18 protein-coding genes are annotated in these 20,742 nt (G+C 71.5%); all 18 read right to left on the bottom strand.

What is annotated here, in order from left to right:
- Positions 1-24 precede the first annotated feature (24 nt).
- Positions 25-2,139: a phage tail protein gene (locus QEP15_RS20670; protein WP_280147967.1), complete on the bottom strand. Its 2,115-nt coding sequence runs from the start codon at positions 2,137-2,139 to the stop codon at positions 25-27.
- A complete protein-coding gene (locus QEP15_RS20665) occupies positions 2,136-5,261 on the bottom strand; it encodes a putative baseplate assembly protein (RefSeq protein ID WP_280147966.1) in 3,126 nt (1,041 codons plus the stop codon). Before QEP15_RS20665 ends, QEP15_RS20670 begins: the two co-directional genes overlap by 4 nt.
- On the bottom strand, positions 5,258-7,714 hold the full coding sequence (locus QEP15_RS20660) for a baseplate J/gp47 family protein (RefSeq protein ID WP_280147965.1): 2,457 nt from the start codon (positions 7,712-7,714) through the stop codon (positions 5,258-5,260). Before QEP15_RS20660 ends, QEP15_RS20665 begins: the two co-directional genes overlap by 4 nt.
- Positions 7,711-8,073, bottom strand: a complete 363-nt coding sequence (locus QEP15_RS20655) for a GPW/gp25 family protein (RefSeq protein ID WP_280147964.1) — start codon at positions 8,071-8,073, stop codon at positions 7,711-7,713. The genes QEP15_RS20660 and QEP15_RS20655 overlap by 4 nt, the downstream gene beginning before the upstream one ends.
- 11 nt (positions 8,074-8,084) lie before the next feature.
- A complete protein-coding gene (locus QEP15_RS20650; protein ID WP_056326115.1) occupies positions 8,085-8,408 on the bottom strand; it encodes a hypothetical protein in 324 nt (107 codons plus the stop codon).
- 24 nt (positions 8,409-8,432) lie between these two features.
- Positions 8,433-8,948, bottom strand: coding sequence for a phage baseplate assembly protein V (locus QEP15_RS20645; protein WP_056326117.1), 516 nt, complete (start codon positions 8,946-8,948; stop codon positions 8,433-8,435).
- Positions 8,945-10,093 carry a hypothetical protein gene (locus QEP15_RS20640; RefSeq protein ID WP_227741290.1) on the bottom strand — a complete coding sequence of 383 codons (1,149 nt, stop codon included), beginning with the start codon at positions 10,091-10,093 and terminating at the stop codon, positions 8,945-8,947. Before QEP15_RS20640 ends, QEP15_RS20645 begins: the two co-directional genes overlap by 4 nt.
- The gene (locus tag QEP15_RS20635) at positions 10,065-10,406 is read right to left on the bottom strand and encodes a LysM domain-containing protein (protein ID WP_280147963.1); all 342 of its coding nucleotides are present in this window, start codon (positions 10,404-10,406) and stop codon (positions 10,065-10,067) included. Before QEP15_RS20635 ends, QEP15_RS20640 begins: the two co-directional genes overlap by 29 nt.
- Positions 10,403-11,056, bottom strand: a complete 654-nt coding sequence (locus QEP15_RS20630) for a hypothetical protein (RefSeq protein ID WP_280147962.1) — start codon at positions 11,054-11,056, stop codon at positions 10,403-10,405. The genes QEP15_RS20635 and QEP15_RS20630 overlap by 4 nt, the downstream gene beginning before the upstream one ends.
- On the bottom strand, positions 11,053-11,322 hold the full coding sequence (locus QEP15_RS20625) for a hypothetical protein (RefSeq protein ID WP_056326128.1): 270 nt from the start codon (positions 11,320-11,322) through the stop codon (positions 11,053-11,055). Before QEP15_RS20625 ends, QEP15_RS20630 begins: the two co-directional genes overlap by 4 nt.
- Positions 11,323-11,330: 8 nt before the next feature.
- On the bottom strand, positions 11,331-12,503 hold the full coding sequence (locus tag QEP15_RS20620) for an eCIS core domain-containing protein (RefSeq protein ID WP_152382445.1): 1,173 nt from the start codon (positions 12,501-12,503) through the stop codon (positions 11,331-11,333).
- Between the two features lie 8 nt (positions 12,504-12,511).
- The gene (locus tag QEP15_RS20615) at positions 12,512-12,754 is read right to left on the bottom strand and encodes a hypothetical protein (RefSeq protein WP_152382444.1); all 243 of its coding nucleotides are present in this window, start codon (positions 12,752-12,754) and stop codon (positions 12,512-12,514) included.
- Complete coding sequence (locus QEP15_RS20610) at positions 12,751-14,694, bottom strand: ATP-binding protein (RefSeq protein WP_280147961.1); 1,944 nt, start codon at positions 14,692-14,694, stop codon at positions 12,751-12,753. Before QEP15_RS20610 ends, QEP15_RS20615 begins: the two co-directional genes overlap by 4 nt.
- Complete coding sequence (locus QEP15_RS20605; RefSeq protein WP_280147960.1) at positions 14,691-15,983, bottom strand: Pvc16 family protein; 1,293 nt, start codon at positions 15,981-15,983, stop codon at positions 14,691-14,693. Before QEP15_RS20605 ends, QEP15_RS20610 begins: the two co-directional genes overlap by 4 nt.
- Positions 15,980-16,798 carry a hypothetical protein gene (locus QEP15_RS20600; RefSeq protein WP_280147959.1) on the bottom strand — a complete coding sequence of 273 codons (819 nt, stop codon included), beginning with the start codon at positions 16,796-16,798 and terminating at the stop codon, positions 15,980-15,982. Before QEP15_RS20600 ends, QEP15_RS20605 begins: the two co-directional genes overlap by 4 nt.
- On the bottom strand, positions 16,795-17,520 hold the full coding sequence (locus QEP15_RS20595; RefSeq protein WP_280147958.1) for a hypothetical protein: 726 nt from the start codon (positions 17,518-17,520) through the stop codon (positions 16,795-16,797). Before QEP15_RS20595 ends, QEP15_RS20600 begins: the two co-directional genes overlap by 4 nt.
- A 12-nt stretch (positions 17,521-17,532) precedes the next feature.
- On the bottom strand, positions 17,533-18,057 hold the full coding sequence (locus QEP15_RS20590) for a phage tail protein (RefSeq protein ID WP_056326957.1): 525 nt from the start codon (positions 18,055-18,057) through the stop codon (positions 17,533-17,535).
- A 67-nt stretch (positions 18,058-18,124) separates the two neighbouring features.
- Positions 18,125-20,407: a phage tail sheath subtilisin-like domain-containing protein gene (locus QEP15_RS20585; RefSeq protein WP_280147957.1), complete on the bottom strand. Its 2,283-nt coding sequence runs from the start codon at positions 20,405-20,407 to the stop codon at positions 18,125-18,127.
- Positions 20,408-20,742: the final 335 nt, after the last annotated feature.

The following is a 20,742-nucleotide window of genomic DNA, read 5'->3' as shown; positions in this document are numbered from 1 at the left end:
ATGTTGTTCCCGAAGACAGAGGGCTCAGTTCACAGGGATCAATCCCGCTTCGAGGCCGAAGCGCAGATACTCGTCCAGCGCCTGCCGCAGATTGGCTTCGCGCTGGGCCTGCAGCAGGAAATTCCAGGCGCCCATCTCGGCGCCGTTGTCCGCGCCCTCGCGGATCTCGGCTGCGCAACTGCGGGCCAGTTGGCCATACGACGGTGAGCCGAACGTGGTGGCGGTGAACGACGGGGCGACACGCGCGGCCGCCCGCTTGGCGGCCGCGCCGGTCAGGTCTTGCATGGCCAGATCGGGCTGGCAGCGGTAGCGGCGCGGCGTGACGGACGGCATGGGCACGTGGCAATAGCGCACGCAGCCCTCTTGCCGGCGGTTGATGGCAAGCGTGCCGCCGAACAACGTGTTGGACGCGTCCAGCCGTCCGGCGGCCACGCGCCCGAACAGCGTGCTGGCCAGGATGCGCAGGGCGCTGTCGTCCACGTCGACCGCGGCCGCGGCGCTGTCTTGCGCATCGATGAGGCTTGCGTCGATCTCCACCGACGCAAGCGGCGATGCGCAGCGCACGGGCCCGCAGATGCAGCGCGTCAACCGCAGTTCCAGTTCGGGCGCGGCGCCCGTGTGACGCACGCCGCCGCGCGCCGGCACCAGCGTGCAGTGACGCAGCGCAACGGCGCGCAGCGCGCCTTCCAGCCGCAGTCGGCCATCCAGAAGCAGCCCGTCGAGCCGGATGCGGGTGCTGGCGTTGCCGCGCACGCGCCAATCGCCTTGCAGCACGGGACGGCGCAGCGGCGCGGCCTCGATCGACAACCGCGTGTCGGGCAGCACGAGATCCGGGGCAATGGTCTCGGTGCCGTCGTGGTCGATCACGATGCGCACGCGCTGGCCCGCCAGCACCGCGGCCAGCGCCGCCGTCAGCGTGGGCGTGGCCGCCGAGGGCACGCGCAGGAGGGTGTAGAACGCGTTGTCGAACGTGCCAGCCGCGTCATCATCCGCGTCATCGCCATCGGTCGTGCTGCGGGCGTAGGGGCCCGCGCCGATGTCGCCGGGAAAGCCGTAGGCATAGCGCACCTGCACCGATTGCGCGGTGACGCCCGGCGGCAGGGCCAGCCGACCGCGGTGCGGATCCAGGCCCACCAGCACGCCGCCCGCGCCGGGAAAGCTGCGGTCCGGCCGCCCGGGCTTGCGCGCCTTGACGAGCAGGGCGGCGTCGGGCCGGCGCCATGCTTCGGGCGCGACGCCGGGAATGGGCGCAAGATTGCAGATCACCAGATGCTCGGCGGGAACCGGCTGGCCGTCCAGCCACACCTGCACGACGGGGCCAGCGGCGCTGTCGGCAAACCAGCCTTGCGGGGGCGCGTCGCCATCGGTCAGGGCCTGGCGGCGCGCTTGCAGTTCCGCATGCAGATCGCGCCAGGACAGCGGTTCGGGCACGTTGATCGGCTCGGCCAGGTGGTCGATGTCGGTCTCGGTGCGCGGCCGGTTGAAAAGGGGCTGGTCGCGGCCCAGCGGATCGATGGTGTAGAAGCCGTCGTGCGTGGTGGCGCGCGCCGCATCGCCGCGCTGCACGGTGTACGACTGCAACCGCCACAGAAAGAGCGCGACATTGGGCAGGTTGTAGCGTCCGGCCGGCAGCGCGCGCACGTGGGCGGTGTGCAGCTCGGCGCCGAAGGGGCCGTCCACGCGTTCCATCGCGCGCGAATTGCGCAGGTCGGGCGTGCGCAGCGCGTGCGCGCGCGGGTGATTGACGTGCTGCGTGGTGGCGACGCGCTCGAAGCTCTCGGACACGCGGCTTGGCCAGCCGGTGGCGTTGGCCGCCAGTTCTTCCAGCACCAGCGCCGTGCCTTTGCGGCGGCGCAGCCGCAGCGTGTTGGCCACCAGCGCCCGCGGCGAAAAGGCGGCGCCCACGGGATACAGCGCGCGCACGCCGAGCAGGTCGCCCAGATATGGCACCACCCAGTCCTCGCAGGTTTCGATGAACCAGTTGTCGTAGAGCCGGTCCACGTCGGCATCCACCAGCGCGCCCTGGCGCGCCAGCACGTCCAGCAGCGCGCGCAGCGGCCCGCCGGCGGCGGCGTCGCGTTCGCGGTAGAACGCCGGCAAGAGGGCCATCAGGGCATCGGCATCCAGGCGGGTGTTCATGTGCGCTCCGACAAGTCGATGCTGGCGGGATCCGGGCGCAGCAGTTCGGCAGGCTGCAGGGCGCCCTGTTGCCAACGCGCGGTGCGCGCCGGTAGCAGGGCGTCCGGACCGTTGCTGCGCCGCGCGCCCGCGCCGTCCAGGCCGGCGTTGAGCACCAGTGCGTCCAGATCGACCCACGCGACGCCCGGCACGTCCTGCAAGACGGCAAGCACCTCGGCGCCATGCACCGGCTGACCAAACGCCCGCGCGGCAAAGCCGAAGGCGTCCAGGACGCGCGCGCGGGCAGCGACCAAGACGGTCGCCGCTTCAAAGCGCGGATCGATGCCCAGGCCCGCCCGCAGGCCGAAGTCCAGGTAGCGGCACGGCGCCACCTTCAGCGGCTGGTAGGGCGGGCGCGCCGCGTCGATGGCCGCGAGCAGGTTGCGATACAACGCGCCGGCCGGATCCAGCGCGGCGCCATCTTCGCCCGCGACGGTCAGGTGCACGAGCCGTTGCTCGCCGTCCCACTGCCATACCGCCTGCGCCTTGCCGATACCGGTAAAGGCGGCGGCGAAATCCTCGAAGTCGCGCAGCGACACGATGCGGTCCAGCGTGCGTACCCGCAGCGGCGCATTGCGGCGGGCGGCGTCGCCCGCTTCGGGGTCCACGCCGCCGGTCGCGGGCGCGGGATTGACGACCGCCTTGACGCCGGGCGCGCGCGTGAGCAGCACGCTCAGCTGGCCGCGCGCGACATTGCCTTCGCGGCCCAGGCCCACGCGATAACGCGCCTGGACGTTGCCCGATCCGGACGGCAGACGCGCGCCATGCAGGCCGTCGCCGAACTGCACGGTGGCCCCGCCGCTGTCGTCCACCCGCAGCAGATACTCGCGGTCGTCCGGCGCCAGCGCGGTGATGCGCGGCGCCTCGTCCCACAGCAGGCCGTCCACGCGGACTTCCAGGCTGCTCGCCGCGCCGCTGGCGGTGGGCGCGGGCACGAACGTCAAGGGCTCTTGCTGCAGCGTGAAGCGCTGGAAGGCGCGGTTGCCGGCGCCGCTGCCCAGCACCTCCGGCTGGATGCGCATCTGGCGGCTGTCGCCGTGGCTGGCGGGCGCGACGTTGGCGTTGATGCGCACCGTGGCGGGCAGATAGGCGTGCGCCAGGTCGGCGTCCAGCACGAGCGTCGTGCGGCCGCCAGCGCTGTCGTTGCGTTGGATGCGCACGATGTCGCTGGCGTCGGCCAGCGTGACGGTGGCGCGCGCGCCATCCTCGAATTCCAGGTCGGCGCTTGCGCGGTCGCGCGCCACGCGCACGTTGGCCACGGCGTCGCCGCGCAGCAGCCGCTCGCGCGGCGCAACGTTGGCGGCATCGGTGTCGGTCAGGATCAGGCCCGACACCGCCAGCATGCGGTCTTGCGGCAGGTCGGGCTCATACGACGCCAGCACCAGCGTGTGGCCTTGCGTCAGCCCGGAGGCCGGGCGCACGCCCCAGTCCAGCGGGTCGGATTCGCCGTAGGCCGTGGTCTCGCGCAGGGCGTCGTTGAACTGCTCGCGCACGCGCTCGCCCCGCAGCGTGAGGCGCGTGGTCGGTCCCGCCAGCGCAAAGCCCGTGCGCGCGTCGGGGCCCGCGTCGGCAATGCGGTACAGCTCTTCATAGCCCGGCATCGACAGCACGGTCCAGCCGCCGGCCACCCATTTGGGATAGGAGGCGTCCAGGTGCACGCCGTGCACGTCGCCCGGGTACAGGCTGGCCGCGGGAATCGTCTGGCGCGCCAGGCCCGGTCCGGACCACGCCAGCACAAACGTGGCGTCGCCGCCCGCCTCGTAGTATTCGATGCGGATGTCGTGCTTGCGCCCCGCCGCGAGCCGCGCGCTGGCGCTGTATTCGGTGGGAGATTGTTCGCGCCACTGGTCGATGAGCAGGTTGCCGTCCACCCACAGCCGCACGCCATCGTCGGCCGTGACGTGAAAGGTGTAGCTGCCGCTGTCCGGGGCGCGCACCCAGCCCGTCCAGCGCACGCAGAAGTTGTCCGCGGGCACGCCGTCGCCGGGGCCGCCCGCGGCCCAATGAAAATCCAGTTGCGGATCGGTGCGGGTCATCACGCGCTGGCTGAAGGTGCGGCCACGGTAATACTCGCCGTACAGCCCGGCGCCGGGGCCGCTGGCGCCGGGCGGATCGGACACCTCGGCCAGCGTATAGCCCGGCCACTGCGGAAACTGGCTGAATGACGGCTTGGCGTCGTCGGGCATGCCCAGGTAAGCCGCGCGCAGCGTGGCGGGCATGGCGCGCCAATCGGGCGCGTTGTAGCCGAACAGGCGGGCCTGCGCGCGCAGCGCGAAGCAGCGCGGGTTGCGCCCCGCGGGCTGCACGTGCGGCGCGGCGCTGCCCAGGCCCCGCTCCAGCGAGATCAGCGTATAGGCGGGCGCGCCGTCTTCACCGGGACCGGGCACGTATTCGCGGACCTGTGTCAGGCGGCGGAAGTCCCAATTCTCGTTGCCCGGATCGCGCGCGCGCTCGTCGCCGACGACGAGCACGGCGTCGCCGGCCTTCAGGCGCGTGGCCGCGCCGGCCAGGCACAGCGTGCGCGCGCCAAAGCGCGGGGGCGCCGGTTCCAGCCACGCCAGTTCCAGCGCGTTCCAGGCGGCGCGCGCCTCGACGGCCTGCAGGGTTTCGAAGGTCTGCGCGCGTTCGTCCTGCGCGGGCACGCTTTGCGCGCGTGTCCAGGGCTCGATGCGGGCGCGCGGGGGCGCGCCCGGCGCGGTTTCCAGCGAGAACGCCAGCCACGTCGTCGCCGCCACGCCTGGCCGCAGTTCGTAGCCGATGGCCCGCGCCAGCGACTGCACCGACCGGCGCTCGGTCGCGGTCCGCAGGTAGCCCTCGTTGCCGATCCGCTCCTGATAGAACGCCAGCACGTCCAGCACCGCCGCCCAGGCGTCGAACAGGGCAATGACGGGGTCATCGCGGTCGCGCGTCGTCAGCGCCGCCAGGGCCGGCGAGCGCGCCAGGTCCGCCGTCAGGCTGGCAAGAAAGCGGCCATGCGTGCCGATGCGCAGGCGCAAGGCGGGCTGGCCGGGCGGATTGGCCAGGTCCGACGGCGTGAGCGCGGGCTGCCCGGCGCAGCAGCCGCAGTCGTCGCGAGTCGTCATGATCCGCCCTCCACGATGAAGTCGATGCGGCCGTTCTCCGGGAAATTCGGATCGCCGTCGGCGCGCAGCACTTCCAGCGGCGCGGCCAGCAGACGGCCAGTGTCCAGTTCGCCCGCCGGGTCGCGGCCCCAGCGCTGAAAGCGTTCTGCCCGCGCCGACGCCACGCCCGGCACGGCCATGACGGCGCGCATCAGCGCCGACAGCGCCAGCGGCGTGCCGAAGGTGTATCGGTCGGGATGAAAGAAGCCCGGCCGGCCCGCGCGGTCCAGGCCCGCGGTGAAAGCATCGCGCAGCGCCGCCTTGACGTCCGCGGCGAAGTGGCCGGGCGCGGCGCAGACGCGCACCAGGATGTCCAGCGGCACATGCACCGGGTCCGAAAACTCCAGGTCCTGGCCGGCCAGCCGGAAGCGTTCCATGAAGGCGCGCAGCGCGGCGCGAAACGGCGCATCGACGGCCAGCCCGCCGCGCCGGTCCACGGTCAGGAAGACGGTGTGCCAGCTGCCCGTCCAACGCAGGCGGGCCGCCGCGCGCTGCACCTGCGGATGGCGCTGCGCCAGCCGCGCATAGTCGTCGGCGGTGACCGCGCGCTCCTGCACCCGGAAGGCCTCGGGCGCGTTGAGATTGATCGCATCGGCCGGCTCCGGCGCCGCGCCGCCCTGCGCGGGCAGGGGATTGCGCACGCGCGCCACGCCCAGCATCAGGTCCGGATCGTCGGTGACCAGCGCGCCGATGGCTTCCGCGCCCACGTTGCCTTGCGGACCGCCGCCCAGCCGATAACGCGCCAGCAGGCGTTCGCCGGGCGCGGGCGCGGCGCCATAGCGGTTGTCGCCAAAGCGCAGCCACGCCGCGCCGTCGTGTTCCATCTCGACGACGAATTCGCGCGCGTCGCGCGCGCTGGCCAGCAGGCTGCGCTGGGGCGACCACGGCGGGCTGGCCGATGCAGGCACGTCGCCGGGCTGATCGGCGTCGTCGGCCTGCAGCGACATGCCGCTGGGCAGCGCGCGGCGCGGGTCCTGGGCCAGCGCCGCGCTGGCGGGCAGCGGCCCCGCCACGGCAAGCGCATGCCGGTAGGGCTCGGCGCAGGCGAGGCCGGCGTCTGGCAGGCGCGGCCGATAGGGCCGCGCGGCAAACGCATCGCGCGCCGTCGCGGTATCCGGCAGCAACGGCGTCCAATCGCGCTGCATGCCGTGATCGGCGAGGACCACGTTGCCGCGCGCTACCGATACCGCGCGCTTGACCAGCGCGCCGCCCTCGTCGAACTCCTGGCTCACGCACAGCGGGAACGGCAGCGCATCGTCCGGATGCCAGGCGATCAGCAGCAGGTCGGTGCCGGTCAGGTCGTCGCGGCCGGTGCGCGTTTCGGTCAGGCGCACGGCGTGGCGATGCGTGCGGTCCGCATCGGCCTTGCGGCCCGTCAACGGGTCTATCGTCTCTTCGAACACCAGCACGTCGCCGGGCGCAAGCGCCAGCGGCGGATCGTTCACCAGCGCCGCCTGCGTCTGGCCGCGCGGCAGGCAGTACGCCGGGTCGGCGAAGTCATGCAGAAAGATGCGGCTGTGCGCGGTGTGCAACAGCAGGTCGTGCAGCGTCTCGAATACTTCGATGCCGGGCGCGGGCAGCCCGTCCAGCGCGTCGCGGCGGCGCACGGGAGCCGCAAGCGCGGCTTCCGGGGAACTGGTCAATAGCGGCGTGCCGGCAGGGATGACCTTGCCTTCGCCCGCCGCGTGGGCTTGGACAGTGACGAAGACCCGCGCGTTGCAGCCGTCATGCAAGGGATAGTCCAAGAGGCGCGCATGACGGCGCAATGAGGTTCGGCGGCGCGCGGTGTCCAGGTACGCCTCGGTGGCGGCGGCGTCCTGCGCGTACGACAGGTGGTCGGCGGCATAGGCCAGCGTTTCCACCAGCGCCACGGTGAAATCCGCGGGATTGCGCTCGGTGAAGTCGGGCATGCTTTGCGACAGGCGGTCCAGCATCAGCCGCCGGAAGCTTTCGTAGTCCTTGGCCAGGTAATCGAGCAGCGGCTCGGGCGGGGCGGGCGCGTCGCACGCGCGCATATCGGCGCAGTCGAATTCCGACGGGCATCCGGCCTTGAAGTTGATCTCGATGGTGGACAGGCACAGGTCAAAGCCCGGCGCGGGCGCGTCGGGATCGGCGGGGTTCACCAGCGCCAGCGTGTACCACGAGAAGTCGCCGGCCTTGTCCACGCTCAGCCGGATCTCGTTGCCCGACAGCACCGGGTCAGCAGCCAGCGCAATGCCGCGGATGCGCGTGCCGCCTTCGATGCGCACGTGGGTGCGGCCGATGCCGGACACCGGATGCACGCACACCACGCGCAGCGTGCGCTGGTCGGCCGCATCGATCTCGACGAAGGCGATGCCGTTGTCGCCGGGCGGCTGCTGGGCGCGCAGCAGTTGCAGGCGGCGGGGGTTGGCGCTGCGGAACTGGCGGTTCATGGCACGTCCCGGGTAAAGCGCGCCAGCCGCCGTTGCTGGCCCCGGCGCAGCACGTACTGCACGTCCACCTGCAGGGTGGCATCGCGATGCGCGACGTTGACGGACTCCACCGCGATGCGCTCGCCCAGCCACTGCTGCAGCGCACCCTGCACGCTCATCTGCACGGCGGCGGCCAGCGTGTCGCTGTTGGGCGCGAACACCAGTTGCAGCAGACCGCAGCCGAAGTCCGGCCGGTTGACGCGTTCGCCGGGCACCGTGAACAGCACCTGTTCGATCATGTCGCGCACGTGCTCGGCGTCATCGGCATCGCGGCTGCGGCCGCGCGCGTCGGGCTCGAACGGAAAGCGCAGGATGACCATGGCGGTGCGCCTTACATGCCCACGACGCGTGCCTGCGCCTGCAGCGCCAGCATGGGCGTGCCGGTGGGCGTGCAGATCGACGCGCCGGCCTGCAGCGCGGCCGGCTGTCCGCCGATCAGCACACGTGTCGCGCCGCTTAACCACATGCCGGTGACGCAGGGGCCATTGCCCGAGGGCGGGGGCGGAAAGGCGCATCCCGCGATCGAATACGTCGACAGGATGGTCACGGCCGGCTGGCCCGACAACAGCACGCGCGGGTTGGGCGACAGGGGAACGGCCTGGCCGCCGTGCGAACACTGCACGGTGGCGCCTAGATGCAGCAAGGGTCCGGGCATGGCTGCGCCTCCTGTGATTCGAAGTCAGGTCACCGTCAGGGCGCCCTGGTTGATGTTGACGGCCGGACCGGCAAGCATCACGGTCGCGCCCTGGCCGTTGGACAGCGTGATGCCCACGTCGCTGATCGAGATCATCGCGCCGGTCTTGGTCTTGAGCAGGATGCCGCCCGTGGGGCCGGGCAGGTCGGAAATCATCAGCGTATTCTGTCCACCCGTCTGCAGCACGATGCTGGGCGACACCGGCAGCCCCGCCAGCGCCAGCGCGGGCACTTCGGCGGCCGAGCCCCAGAATCCGCCGACCCAGATCGGGTAGTCGGGCTTGCCCTGCTCGAACTCCACCCACACGCCCGAACTGACCTGCGGCACCACGAAGACGCCGCTCTGCTGGCCGGCGAACGGCACGCAGGGCATGGCCCAGCTTGAGACGCCCAGGCCCAGCACGTCGGGCACCTGCACCTGGATGCGGCCCATCTGCATGGGATCGACGTTGTTGATCACCACGCCGCGGAATTTGCCGTAGTGGCGTTGGGGGTCTGTCATGGCGGCACCAGAGGCAGGGTCGAGATCAGGCCGTTGCGGGCCAGCGAGAATTGCTGGCGGAACTCGCCCGCCTTGAGCGTGCTGTCCACCCGCTTGACGTAGTACAGGCCGTCGAACGCCAGGCCCGCGCCGCGCACGCCCACAAGCTGGCGCGACTTGAGCACGTGGCCGTAGCGCAGCACGTTCAGCGATCCATCGGCGGTGACCGCGTCGGCGGTGGTGCCGGCGGCCATGGCCAGGCCGCGTCCCAGCGCGGCGGCCGGCGACAGCTTGGCCGTGTCCTTGAGCAGCGTCAGCCCCTTGGCCAGCGGCGGCAAAAGACCCAGCGGCGGGCTGGCCAGGCTGATGTCGGGCACGGGCAGGGGGATCGGAAACTTGGTCAGGGGGTTCTGGATGAAGATGACGGGCAGCGCGGCGTCCGACTGGTTCACCGAGAACGACAGTGACTCGACGTTGCTGTGCACGTCCATGCCCAAATTGAGCGCCGGCTGCACCGGCCCCAGCCGGATCTCGGGGCCCCAGTACGCCACGTTGGCGCCGGGCAGCGGCCCGGGTTCGATGTAGAACACGTGGCCGACTTCCGCGGCCAGCTGGCGCACGTAGGCCAGGTCCGTGCCTTCATGCAGGGGAATGCGTTCGACGGGGATCGGCACATCGGTGAACGGCGACGGCACGACGAGCGGCAGCATGCCGTAGAGCGCGTAGCGGCCGATGATGGCTGCGACACGCGCGGGTGGCGGCATCGCCGGGTAGGGCAGGCCGCTCATGTCCTGCTTGTCCATCGCCACCGTCAGGTCCTCGCCCGTGACGGTCAGGCGCGATTGGCCGGGCGCGTTGCCGTCGGTGATTTCCTGGCGCGTGACCAGCCCGTCCATCAGCACGGTGGGCAGTCCGTTCAGCGTGGCGATCAGGATGACCCGCAGCCACGGCACCTGGCCGCCCGCGATCACCAGCAGCGTATGCAGCGGCGAGCGGTTGCTGACGGTGAACGACAGCTGAAAGCCCCCCGGGCCGTCGGCCGACGACGACACCTCGACGCGCTCCAGGCCGTCCATGATGGGCCGCGGCGCGGGCACGGGCAGGCCGGGCCCCACCAGCAGCGTCAGGTGCACGCCGCTAAGCATCGCCGCCTCCGAATTGGCCATTGAATGGCGCGCCCAGCGCGGCGGGCAGCGTCACGCGCAGGCTGCGGCCGGGCGCCTCCAGCGCGGCCGGGCGCGGCGCGTCATTGCCGTCCGCCAGACGCCAGTACTGCAGCGGATCGCCCAGCGCCGCCGCGGCCAGCCGGTCCAGCCGGTCGCCGGGGGCAACGGCCACCTCGCCGACCGCGGTAAGCGCCGCCGGGTCCGGCAGGAAGCGGCGGCGCAGGTAGACGAGCGGCCGGCCGTCGGGCCCCGGCATTTCAGCCGTGGGCACGCCGTGATAGCGGCTGTTGGCGGGAAAGCGCTCGACGCTCATGGCAGGGACTCCAATCCGACGGAGCCCAGGTCGCCCAGCCCTGCCAGCGCGGCCAGCCGCTCCTTGCGCTGCTGATACACCAGGTACAGATGGCCCCCCTTGTCGCCGAAGCCCAGGTCGCCGACATGCAGCACGCGCAGGCCCAGCGAGACTTTGGCGCGGATCGGGTTCAGGCGCGCGTCGAAGGCCTCTTCGGTGATCGAGAAATCGGTCACGCGCACGGGCACCACGCGTTCGCGGCTCCAGACGAAGAGACTCAGCGGCGCGACCGTGGGCGCGATCTCCAGCGTGCCCAGATTCGCGATCTGGTTGTTGCGGATGAGCGCGGCGCTGTCCGGGTAGACGATGGTTTCCAGTGCCGCCAGTTGCGCGTGGATGCCGGTGTCGCGCGCGTCGCGGTGTTCGTCCGGAAACTCCAGCTGGTCGGTCGCGTCCAGCTCGGCGTCCAGCCGGATCGTCTCGGCCGGCGGCCCCTTGAGCCGCAGCGGCTCGCCCGCCGCGCCGCCGTCATCCACGCTTTGCGGCTGCAGCGATCGCGTCAGCGTCTCGGGGTTGTACTGCAGCGAAATCAAGCGCTGCACCGCCCCGCTGGAGGGATCGATCAGGATGATGCCGCCGCGCAGCAGGCGGGGCGAAAGCGGTCCGCTCATGGGTAGGCCTGCGGCTCGGCGGCGTTGCGCACCGCGGTGATGCGCTGCGCGCCCACCAGCGATTCGGGCCAGTTGCGCGCCGCGCTGAACAGATCCGGGCGGTAGTCGAACTCCAGCACGAAGCGCGATACCGGCACGCGCGCCACGCAATCGATCTCGACGGCGCGCAGTTTGCCCGGCGGCTCGTCGACCATGGTGACGTCGGCATAGCGCGTCTGGCACAGGTCGAGCACCTCTCCCACGGTCTTGCCAATCCAGTCTTGCATGACGGCTCCTAGATGAGGCTCATGTTCTTGGGGACCGCGCTGGCGGCGTCGGGCCGGCAGGCGCGGTAAAAGCAGACGCCGCAACCGTCGATCGATGCCCGCACGGCGGTCTCGACCTTGGCCTGGAACGTGCCGGTGGCGGCGGCAAAGGCGTCGTTCCAGCGCGTCTTGAAGTCGACGTTGCGCTTGCGGCAGTCGTACACCGCTTCGTAGTCCTGGATGTTCAGCGCGTAATGGCAGCTACCCGCCCCGATGTACTTGACCCAGCCCTGGTTGCCGGCCATGAAGTTGGCCACGTCCGCGCCGGAAAACGCCACGCCCAGCTTGGATCCTTCCGAGCTGCTGTAGGGATGCGTGTGGTACGTGCCGAGGGTGTAGTCGCCTTTTTGCTCGGCGGGCAGGCTGATGCTGCCGCCGCCGCCCGAGCCCGTGCGGATGACGCGCTTGCCGTCCTTGTCGGACACGATGCGGCCGCCGTGCTCCTGCACGGTGTCGCCGCCGTGCCCGGACTTGGACCAGGCGTCGTTGACCGCGTCGTACACGTCGTCCGGCATGGTGTGCGTGCCGGGGCATTTGCGTGCTTCGGCCTCGGCCACGCGCAGGTCGCCCATGCCGGCGCGCTGCACGGTTTGCGCCAGTCCTGGCGCGGCGATGGGCTGGGACAGGTTGTGCGCCGCGCGGTCGGCCTGCGCTTCAAGCGGCGAGTCGGCCGCGCCCAGTTCCAGCGGCAGCCCGGGGCGGTAGCGCGCCTGCTGCTGCACCACGTGCGCCAGCTCATGCGCCAGCAGTTCGCGGCCCTGCCGCGTGCGCGGCGCATAGCGTCCGGCGCCGAAGGCGACGTGCGGGCCGACGGTGTAGGCCTGCGCATGCAGCGCGCGCGCCGAGTCCGCGGCCCGGGCGTCGGCGTGGATGCGCACGCGGCCGAAGTCGTGGCCGTAGCGCTGCTCGAATTCCGCGCGGTCGGCGGCGGCCAGCGGCTCGCCGGGGCTGCGCAGCACGCCCTCGACCTGATCGGGCACCGCCGTCTTCGCGCGCCCGCCCAGCGGCAAGGCCGCGCAGCCGGACTTGCCGCCGTTCTTGCCGCCGTTCTTGCCACCGCATCCGCAGGCGCAGCGGCGCAGCACCAGGCGCGAGCGCGGCGGCGCGGTGTCAGGTTGCGGCGTGAACAAAGCCGTTCGCATGGCCAGGCTCAATGCTTGAGGTGGAACGTGTCGGCGATGGCGCGCCCCGCTTGCGCGCCGGTCTGCGCAGGCTGCGGTCCGTCCGCCATGGTGCGTACCTGATCGGCGCTGCCATCGGCGGCGGCGCCGTTGTGCTGTGCGGCGCGCCGCACCAGTTCGTGCACCAGCGCGGCCACGAACGCATTGCGCTGGGCGGCATCGTGGCTGGGCAGGCTGAGCGCGCGGATATGCAGATGGATTGCGGATTTCATGGCCATCCCCTTGTTTCAGCGTCGGCCAGGGGCCGTTCGCGTTTGGCGGCTTCGGCATGCGCGGCTTGCAGCACGTGAGCCATGGTGACGTCGGAGCCGGCGTCGGCGGCCAGGAAGGCCGCGTTCAGCGCGACGTTGCGGATGCTGCCGCCCGTCAGGTTGAGCCGCGCCAACTGGCGCGGATCGAGGTCGCGGGTGGGCGTGGCGGTCGGGAACACGCCGCGCCAGATGCGCGCGCGCAGGTCCTGGTCGGGAAACGGAAACTGCACGACAAAGCGCAGCCGCCGCAGGAATGCGCTGTCCAGGTTGGACTTCAGGTTGGTGGTCAGCACCGCCAGGCCGCGGTAGGACTCCATGCGTTGCAGCAGGTAGCTGATCTCGATGTTGGCGTAGCGGTCATGGCTGTCCTTGACCTCCGACCGCTTGCCGAACAGCGCGTCGGCTTCGTCAAAGAGCAGGATCGCGCCGCCGTCCTCGGCGGCTTCGAACAGGCGCCGCAGGTTCTTTTCGGTTTCGCCGATGTACTTGCTGACGACGGCGGACAGGTCGATGCGGTACAGGTCCAGTCCCGTCTCGCGCGCCAGCGCTTCGGCGGCCATGGTCTTGCCGGTGCCGCTTTCGCCGGTAAAGAGGGTGGCAAGGCCCAGGCCGCGCGACTGCGCGGCGGCAAATCCCCAATCCTGGTGGACGCGGTAGCGCTGGCGCAGATGCGCCGCGATCTGGCGCAATACCGCCAACTGCGGCTCGGGCAGCACCAGGTCGTTCCAGCCTGCCGCGGGCGTCAGGCGCTGCGCCAACCCGTCCAGCCGGCGGCGGCTGGCCTGCGCACAACCCTGCCACAGCACGGCGGCCGGATCGGCGCCGTCCGCCAGCAGCGCGGGCGCGAGCGCCGCGGCGGTGAGCTGCAAGGTGCGCGAGTCCAGTCCAAACTGGCTGGCTGCATGGTCCACCGCCTGGCCCGCACGCGCGGCTGCCTGCGGACCCAATGCCTGCCGCCACAAGGTTCGGCGGTCCGCCTCCTGCGGCCGGGTCACGGGGTAGTGACGCGACGCCGCGCGCAAGGCGACCGGCTCGCGCACCCCCACCAGGCACAGGCCGCCGGCCTGTTCCACCAGATGCCGCGCCGCGGGCGGCAGGCCGTCGGTCGCGTCGACATAGAGGCCGGCGCCCAGCAGCACGGCCTCGCGCTGCCAGAGCGTCAGCATGGCGTTGCGCTCGGCCGCGTCCGCCGGCACGTCTTCGGCGGCCAGCGCCAGGCACGCCAGCCCGGCGGCATGCGCGGCGCGCGCCGCCACGTCCTCGTGCGCGCCGGCATCGTCGCCTTCCAGCACGAACACCGGCAATGGCGTGCCTTGCGCGGCGGCCACCTGCGCGGCGATTTGCTCCGACGCCTCCGCGTGCGCGGGCGCGGCGTGGGGCAGGGGCAGCGCTGGACGCAACAGCGGGCGAAGGCGCGCGTCGGGTTCGTTCAACCCGGCCAGGTAGTGCAGCACGCGTTCGTCGATGCGCAACCGCGCCGTGCTCAAGTCGGCGGTGTCGTCCACGTCCAGCAGACGCCAGCGGCGCAGCGGGCGTTGCGGCGACAGCGCGCTCCAGTGCGCGCCTTCAAGCTCGGCCAGCGCCAGCGCGAAGCTGGCGTGGCGCTGGCCGCCGCTGCGGCCGTTGGCGTGGGCGCAAAGGTCCGCCAGCACCGCGTCCATCTCGATGCCGGCGCACAACAGCAGCAGGTCGCGCTCGAACGCCGACAGGCCGAAGATGGCCGTCAGCTGGTCGATGGCGGCGTCGCCGTCCATGGCGGCGCGCGCCTGGGCCAGCTGTTGCGCGCCGTGCCGGGGCGGCCGGCTGCCGGGCTTGCGCAGCCGAGTGCGCAGCCGCGTGAATTCCGCTGCCAGCAATTGCTGGTTGGCTTCGGTCCAGCCGGTGGGCGCGCGCGCGTTCATGGCAGCTCGATCTGGCGGTCAAGGTAGCGGACGGGGACCGACTCGCGGTCCACCAGCGGGCTTTCGATGCCGTCCACCCGCAGTCGCGCCAGAAAGCGCGTACCTGCCGGCGGCGCGTCGCGCCATTCGAAGATGAGCGCGCTGGCGGGCGCGGCGGCAGGTTCGGCGGGCAGTTCCCGGTTTCCCAACAGCAGGCTGGCGGCCTGGCCGGGCAAGAGCGGGGGCGCGATGCCCAGCGTCATGCGTACCGTGCCGCCGTTGCGCGTGGCCGAGACCGGCGGCAGCACGGGTTCGGGCGCCAGCACCAGCGCAAGCTGATTGCTGTCGCGCGGCAAGCCGGTATCGGCGGCCTGCACGTGGGCATGCACGCGGTACAGGCCGACAGGCAGGTCTGCCGGCATCGTCAGCCGCAGCCAGGTATCCGTGCCGGCCTCGACGGGCACGTCGCGCTCGGCGTCCAGCGTGGAATGGCGCAGCGTCACCCGCCGCGCCAGGCCGTCCAGATGATGCCCCACGAGCGTCACGGATCCGCCGGGCACGGCAACCGGTTGTCTGCCCGCCGGTTGCACGGACAAGAGCGTGGGCAGCGGCGGCGTCAGGCCGGGAAAGACCAGCACGCCCCGGTCGCGCGGCGTGCCGGGGATAGCCTCGCCGCGGGTCAGCACGGGCAGGGCGCCGCGCGCGGGCCGGCGCGATTCGATCAGCACTACCGACACCTGGAACGCCGCGGTCGGCCGGTAGTGGGCCTGTAGCGCAGACCACAGGCGCGACATCTCTTCGGCGCCCAGCGCCGCGGGCGTGATCTTCAACAGTTCGATCTGGCTGGCCAGGTCCGCGCCGCGCAGGCTTTGGTACACCGTGGGCAGGATGGCGCCGTCGACCACGTCCGGATCCAGCGCGCGGCGCACGGCCTCGCGCGGCAGCACGGCCGACTCGTGCAGCAGTTGCAGCGCGTACCCCAGCAGCACTTCGGCCTGCAGCTCGGCGCGGCCATAGGCTGTCAGCAGATAGTGCAGATCCAGGGCCAGCGGCGGATTGGCGATGCGATCGCCGGCGGCATCGCGCGATGGCAGCGCCGCATTGCGCCACGCGGCGTTGGGCGTGACCTGATGCAGGAACAGGTTCAGCTGCGGGTCTTCCTGGTTGTCCAGCGACACGGCGTCGGGGGCCAGCGCGGACACCTTGACGCCCGCGCCCAGCGTGTCCGTCACGGCATGGTCGATCATGCCCGAGTCGAGCAGGTCCTTGATGACGGCCGTGACCGCCGCGATGGCCAGCGCGTTGCTCATGGCAGCCCCGCGCGCCGCGCGGCCAGGTAGTCGCGCAATGAGAGCGCGGACGATCGCGGGGCCGCCGCCGCGCGCGGGGGCGGCGGGGGCGCGACCTCAAGGCGGTCGATGGTGATGTGCACGTCGGGCGCGGACGATTGCGCGGCGGGACGAGACGCTGGTGATGGGGCGTCGCGTCGTGCGGCAGGGAAGGGCAGCGATGCTGCGGCGGCCGCATTGGGGGCGGCCGCATTGAGGGCGGCCGATGTGTGGGCGGCCGATGCGTGGGCGGCATCGGTGACCGCCTGCGCGGCGACCACGGGTGTTGCGGACGCGGCGCCAGCGGGCGGCGCCACGCTTGCGGAAACGGGCCGCTGCGCCTCAAGGGAGATTGAATCCTGATCGCCCGGATCGGGCACGAGCGGGCTGCGTAATGGCGGGGGCGCCGCGTCCGTGCGCTGCGGCGCGCCGGACGTTCGCATACCGGCATCGGTTACTGGCGCGTTCGCAATGAAGTGCCTCTGCGGCATCGCCGCTTCGCGTCCGGTGGCGCGTGCATGCACGTCCGCCGCCTCGTCGGCATCTCCCAGTGCGTTGAAAGCCGCCCCTTGTGAAAACCGCTGCCCCAGACGGTTCCTGGTGTCCGCCAAGCCCCTGCCGGCCTGCGCGGCCGAATCGTGCCCGGCAAGGTGACCGTCCTGATCCTGCGCGTCGGCGCGCAACGGATCCCGCGGCACGACGCCATGCAGCGCCGCAGCCAGCGGCGAAGGCGCGCTGCGCAGACGCGGGGCGGTGCCCAGGCTGCGGCTGGCCAGCTGGCGCAGGAATCCGCTCATGGCATGGCCTCGCTGTCAGCCATCGCCAGGTAGGCGGCGCGCCGGGCCGGGCCCAGCGCCAGCACCTGCGGCTCGGTCCAGCCGTAGGCGCGCGCCAGGCGGTGCACGTCCCGCAACAGGCCGCGCGCGCACAGGCTGATGTCGTCCCACAGGCAGGTGTCGGCATCCAACGCCGCCGTCCAGGGGTGCGCGCAGTCGGCGCAGCGCAATGACAGCGCGATGTTGGCGGCGGGGTCCAGCGCCTCCATGCGCGCTTCGATGTCTTCCAGCGCCGCGCCTTGCGGCAGGCTGGCCTCGGGTGGTGCACCGACACGGCACGCGCGCAGCAACAGGGCGAGCGCGGCTTCGCTGTCGGCGGCCATCGCCGCGTGCGCCTGGTCCCGGCTGCTGGGCAGGCGCCAGGCGGCGCCGTGCGCGTCGAACATGGGCTCGGCGGACCCGCGCTCCGGCGGCGCGGGCAGGGTCTCGATCAGGGCGGCCAGATCCAGGTCAAACGCCATCGCCGCGCCGCACGCCGGGCAATCGGCGCAGGCCGGCAGCCGCGCGCCGAATGTCGCGCGCCGCAGGCGCAGCAATGACAGCGTCCGCCATCCGACCGGCCGTGACGCCACCTCCTCGCCGGGCATCGCCACGGCCAGCGCGCGCAGGCCACGATCTATCGGGTGGCGGTCACGGCCTACCTCCCACAGCGCAAGAATCTGCGATTCGATCAGGGCGTTCATCGCGGCGCTCCATCAAGCCGGCTCGACAAAGCTTGGTTCGGACGGCTCGGCAACTTCGTAGTCGCGCTCCCATCCTTCGTTTTCCAGCTTGATGGTCTGAATCGCGACGGCGTTGGCGTTGGCGTCCAGATCCGGGATGGCCTGGTATTCCGACACCCAGCAGCGGAACACCTTGTAGGCCAGCACCAGTTGCCCGGCTTCGTTGTAGACCTCGATGATGATGTCCTTGCGAAAGTTCTTCAGCGACACCTCGCTGCCCAGCCCCGAGCCAAAGTTCCACACCTTGTTGGCCCACTGCTCGAACTCGCGGTCGTGCGTGACGCCGCGCTCCAGCGTCACCGCCTCGTACTTGCTGCGGCCGGGGGACTTGCGCCCGCTGGACGGGTCGCCGCCTTCGCGGTGCTCGACCACTTCGGTGGTGCGCTTGAGCGCCGACACCTTGCTGATGCCGGCCACATAGCGGCCATCCCACTTCACCCGGAATTTGAAATTCTTGTACGGGTCGAAGCGCTGCGGATTGACGGTGAACTGCGCCATGGCAATCTCCTGGTAACCGTGGTCGGCGGGCGTGGCGGGCCGCAAGCGGCGCCGCCGCCCGCCGGGCTCAAGCCTGTATCTGGCCGGCCAGTTGCTGGATGCTGATGACGACGAACTCGGCGGGCTTGAGCGGCGCGAACCCCACCAGGATGTTGACCACGCCCCGATTGATATCGTCTTGCGTGGTGGTTTCCCGGTCGCACTTGACCAGATAGGCCTCGCGCGGCGAACTGCCTTGAAAGGCGCCCTGGCGGAACAACGTGTTCATGAACGCGCCGATGTTCAGGCGGATCTGCGCCCACAGCGGCTCGTCGTTGGGTTCGAACACCACCCACTGCGTGCCTCGGTAGAGCGATTCCTCCAGGTACAGGGCCAGGCGCCGCACGGGCACGTACTTGTACTCGGAGGTGAGCTGGTCGGCGCCGCGCAGCGTGCGCGCGCCCCAGCAGACCGCGCCGTACACCGGGAACGTGCGCAGGCAGTTGACCCCCAGCGGGTTCAGGCTGCCGTTCTCGCCATCGGTCAGCGTCGTGGCCAGCGAGACGACGCCGGTCAGGTTGGCGTCGGTGCCCGCGGGGGCCTTCCATACGCCCCGGTTGCCGTCCGTGCGCGCATACAGGCCGGCAACGGTGCCGCAGGGCGGCGCCAGGCGCGGCTTGCCGTTCTTGAGCGGATCGGACACGTACGTCCACGGGTAGTACACGGCCGCGTGATCGGACTTGGGCAGCGCGGTGCCATTGGCCACCGCCACCATCGAGGCGGGGTCGGTGGCCGTGGGCGGCGCGTCCACGATCATGAAGGCGCGCCGCTCTTCGCAGTACGACGCGGCGTCGGCCAGGACGCCGCCGTGCGTGATGGCGGGCAGGCAGAGCAGGTTGAAGATGTCAGCGTCTTCCAGCGCATACAGCCCCTGGCGCAGCGCACGGCTGCCGATGAACGCGGCATAGACGTCGTCCGGCCCGTAAGGCGTTTCGGTGCCGCCTTCCAGCAGCGCGTCGACCGGCGGGGGCGAGGCGACGGCGCCCGCCATCAGGTGCAGCGACGCCGCCAGATCGTTGGCCGGGGCCGCTGCCACCGCGATGGTGGAGCCCATGCCCCGCGAGCCGCTGGCCAGCACCAGCGTGCTGCCCTGCACCCGCGCCGTGAAGTCGCGGAAGGCGGGCGTGCCCGGGCGCAGCGCGCGCACCGCGGCCTGCAATCGCGCCGCCACGTCTTCCAGCTTGGCGGCCAGCGAGCCGCCCGCGGCGGCGGCGTCGCCCACGCTCACGAGTTCCGGGCCCAGGCCATCCAGGGTGATGCGCAGGCTGGTGTGTGTGGCGTCGGGCAGCGCGTCCAGATCGGTCGCGCCGAACGTGTCGCTGGTCAGCGTGGCCGCGTCGGGGGTGGGCGCCGGGCGGATGATGGCCGCGCCGTCGGTCTCGACGCCGCCTGCCAGCGATCCCAGCATCAGCACGCCCGCGGCGTTGTTGCGCGCGCCGGGCAGCACGCGCACGCTGGCGTTTTCGCCGCCCGCGCCGGACGTCATGACAAGGGTGTTGCCGCTGCGCGCCGCCGTGAAATTGGCCAGCGCCGGGCGGCCCATCGCCTGCGCCCGCACCTTGGCCTGGATCGCGGCGGCCAGTGCGGTCAGGCGCTGCGTCGCCGTGCCACCGGCAATGTCGCCGGGCAGCGCGATGCTGACGCCGACGGGCTCCAGCCCGTTCACTGCCACGCGGAAATCGGTGTGCGTCGCGTCCAGCAGCGTCTGCACGTCGCCCAGCGTGCCGCTGACGCTGGTGCCCGCCGGCAGCGCGTCCAGCGCGCCCTGCGACAGCATCCGTTCCAGTCTGACAAGCTGCGACACGCCCTGCACCAGGTCCAGTAGATAACGCGGATCCTTGGCGTTCAGGGAGACGTTGGCATAGCTTTCCGCCCGCCCGTCGCTGGCGCGGATGAACTGGATGTTGAAGGTGCTGGACGGCACGGCGGTGGCGTAGTCCACCCGCACCTGAATGCTGTTGCCGGACACGCCGGGGTCCAGCGCCCGGACCGTCAGCACGTCCACCGCCGTGGCGCTGCGCAGCACGCGCTGCGCGGGCGATGCTTCCTTGACCACACGCACGACCCAGGCGTCGGTGCCGCCGTTCACGAAGAACTGGCGGACGGCATAACCAAGCTCGGCGTCGTCGGCAAGCCCGCCAAAGGCGCGCTCATAGTCGGAGAAGCTGAATATCCGGACCGCCTTGTTGACGGGACCGCGCGGGGCCGCGCCCAGGAAGGCGGCAACCGAGGTCGCGACCCCGGCAATCGTGCGAACGCCGCTGGGAATTTCCTGGATGTAGACCCCGGGATGGGACAGGGTAAGGGCCATGAGCTGCTCCTTCGCGCGGCTGTCCGGACGAGAGGTCCATGCCGCAGGAGAGGCTTAGAGAGCCGCCAGCGCGCCGCTTGAGAGCGGCAGGAAGGGCTGGCGATTCGCGCGAGGCTTGCGCGGGGTGGCGGGCGTTGCGCCGCTCTAGTTGGATTGCAGCGGAAAGGCAATCGGGCAAAAGCAGCAAGCCCTGGTAGGAACGAGTTATAGAATTTCTGCCTGATGCGATCAATAGCTTTTTAGCGGCATTAACGATCTGTTTCTTATTCAGGGTGCGGTCAGCTCGGGTCTTCCGGCAATTGAATGCCGGGGCCCGCTGGCGTATAACCCGAAGC

This window comes from Achromobacter mucicolens, assembly GCF_029866465.1.
Lineage (GTDB): Bacteria > Pseudomonadota > Gammaproteobacteria > Burkholderiales > Burkholderiaceae_B > Achromobacter > Achromobacter mucicolens.
The sequence above is the reverse complement of the archived record's forward strand: the minus strand, read 5'-3'. Positions and strand labels throughout refer to the sequence as shown.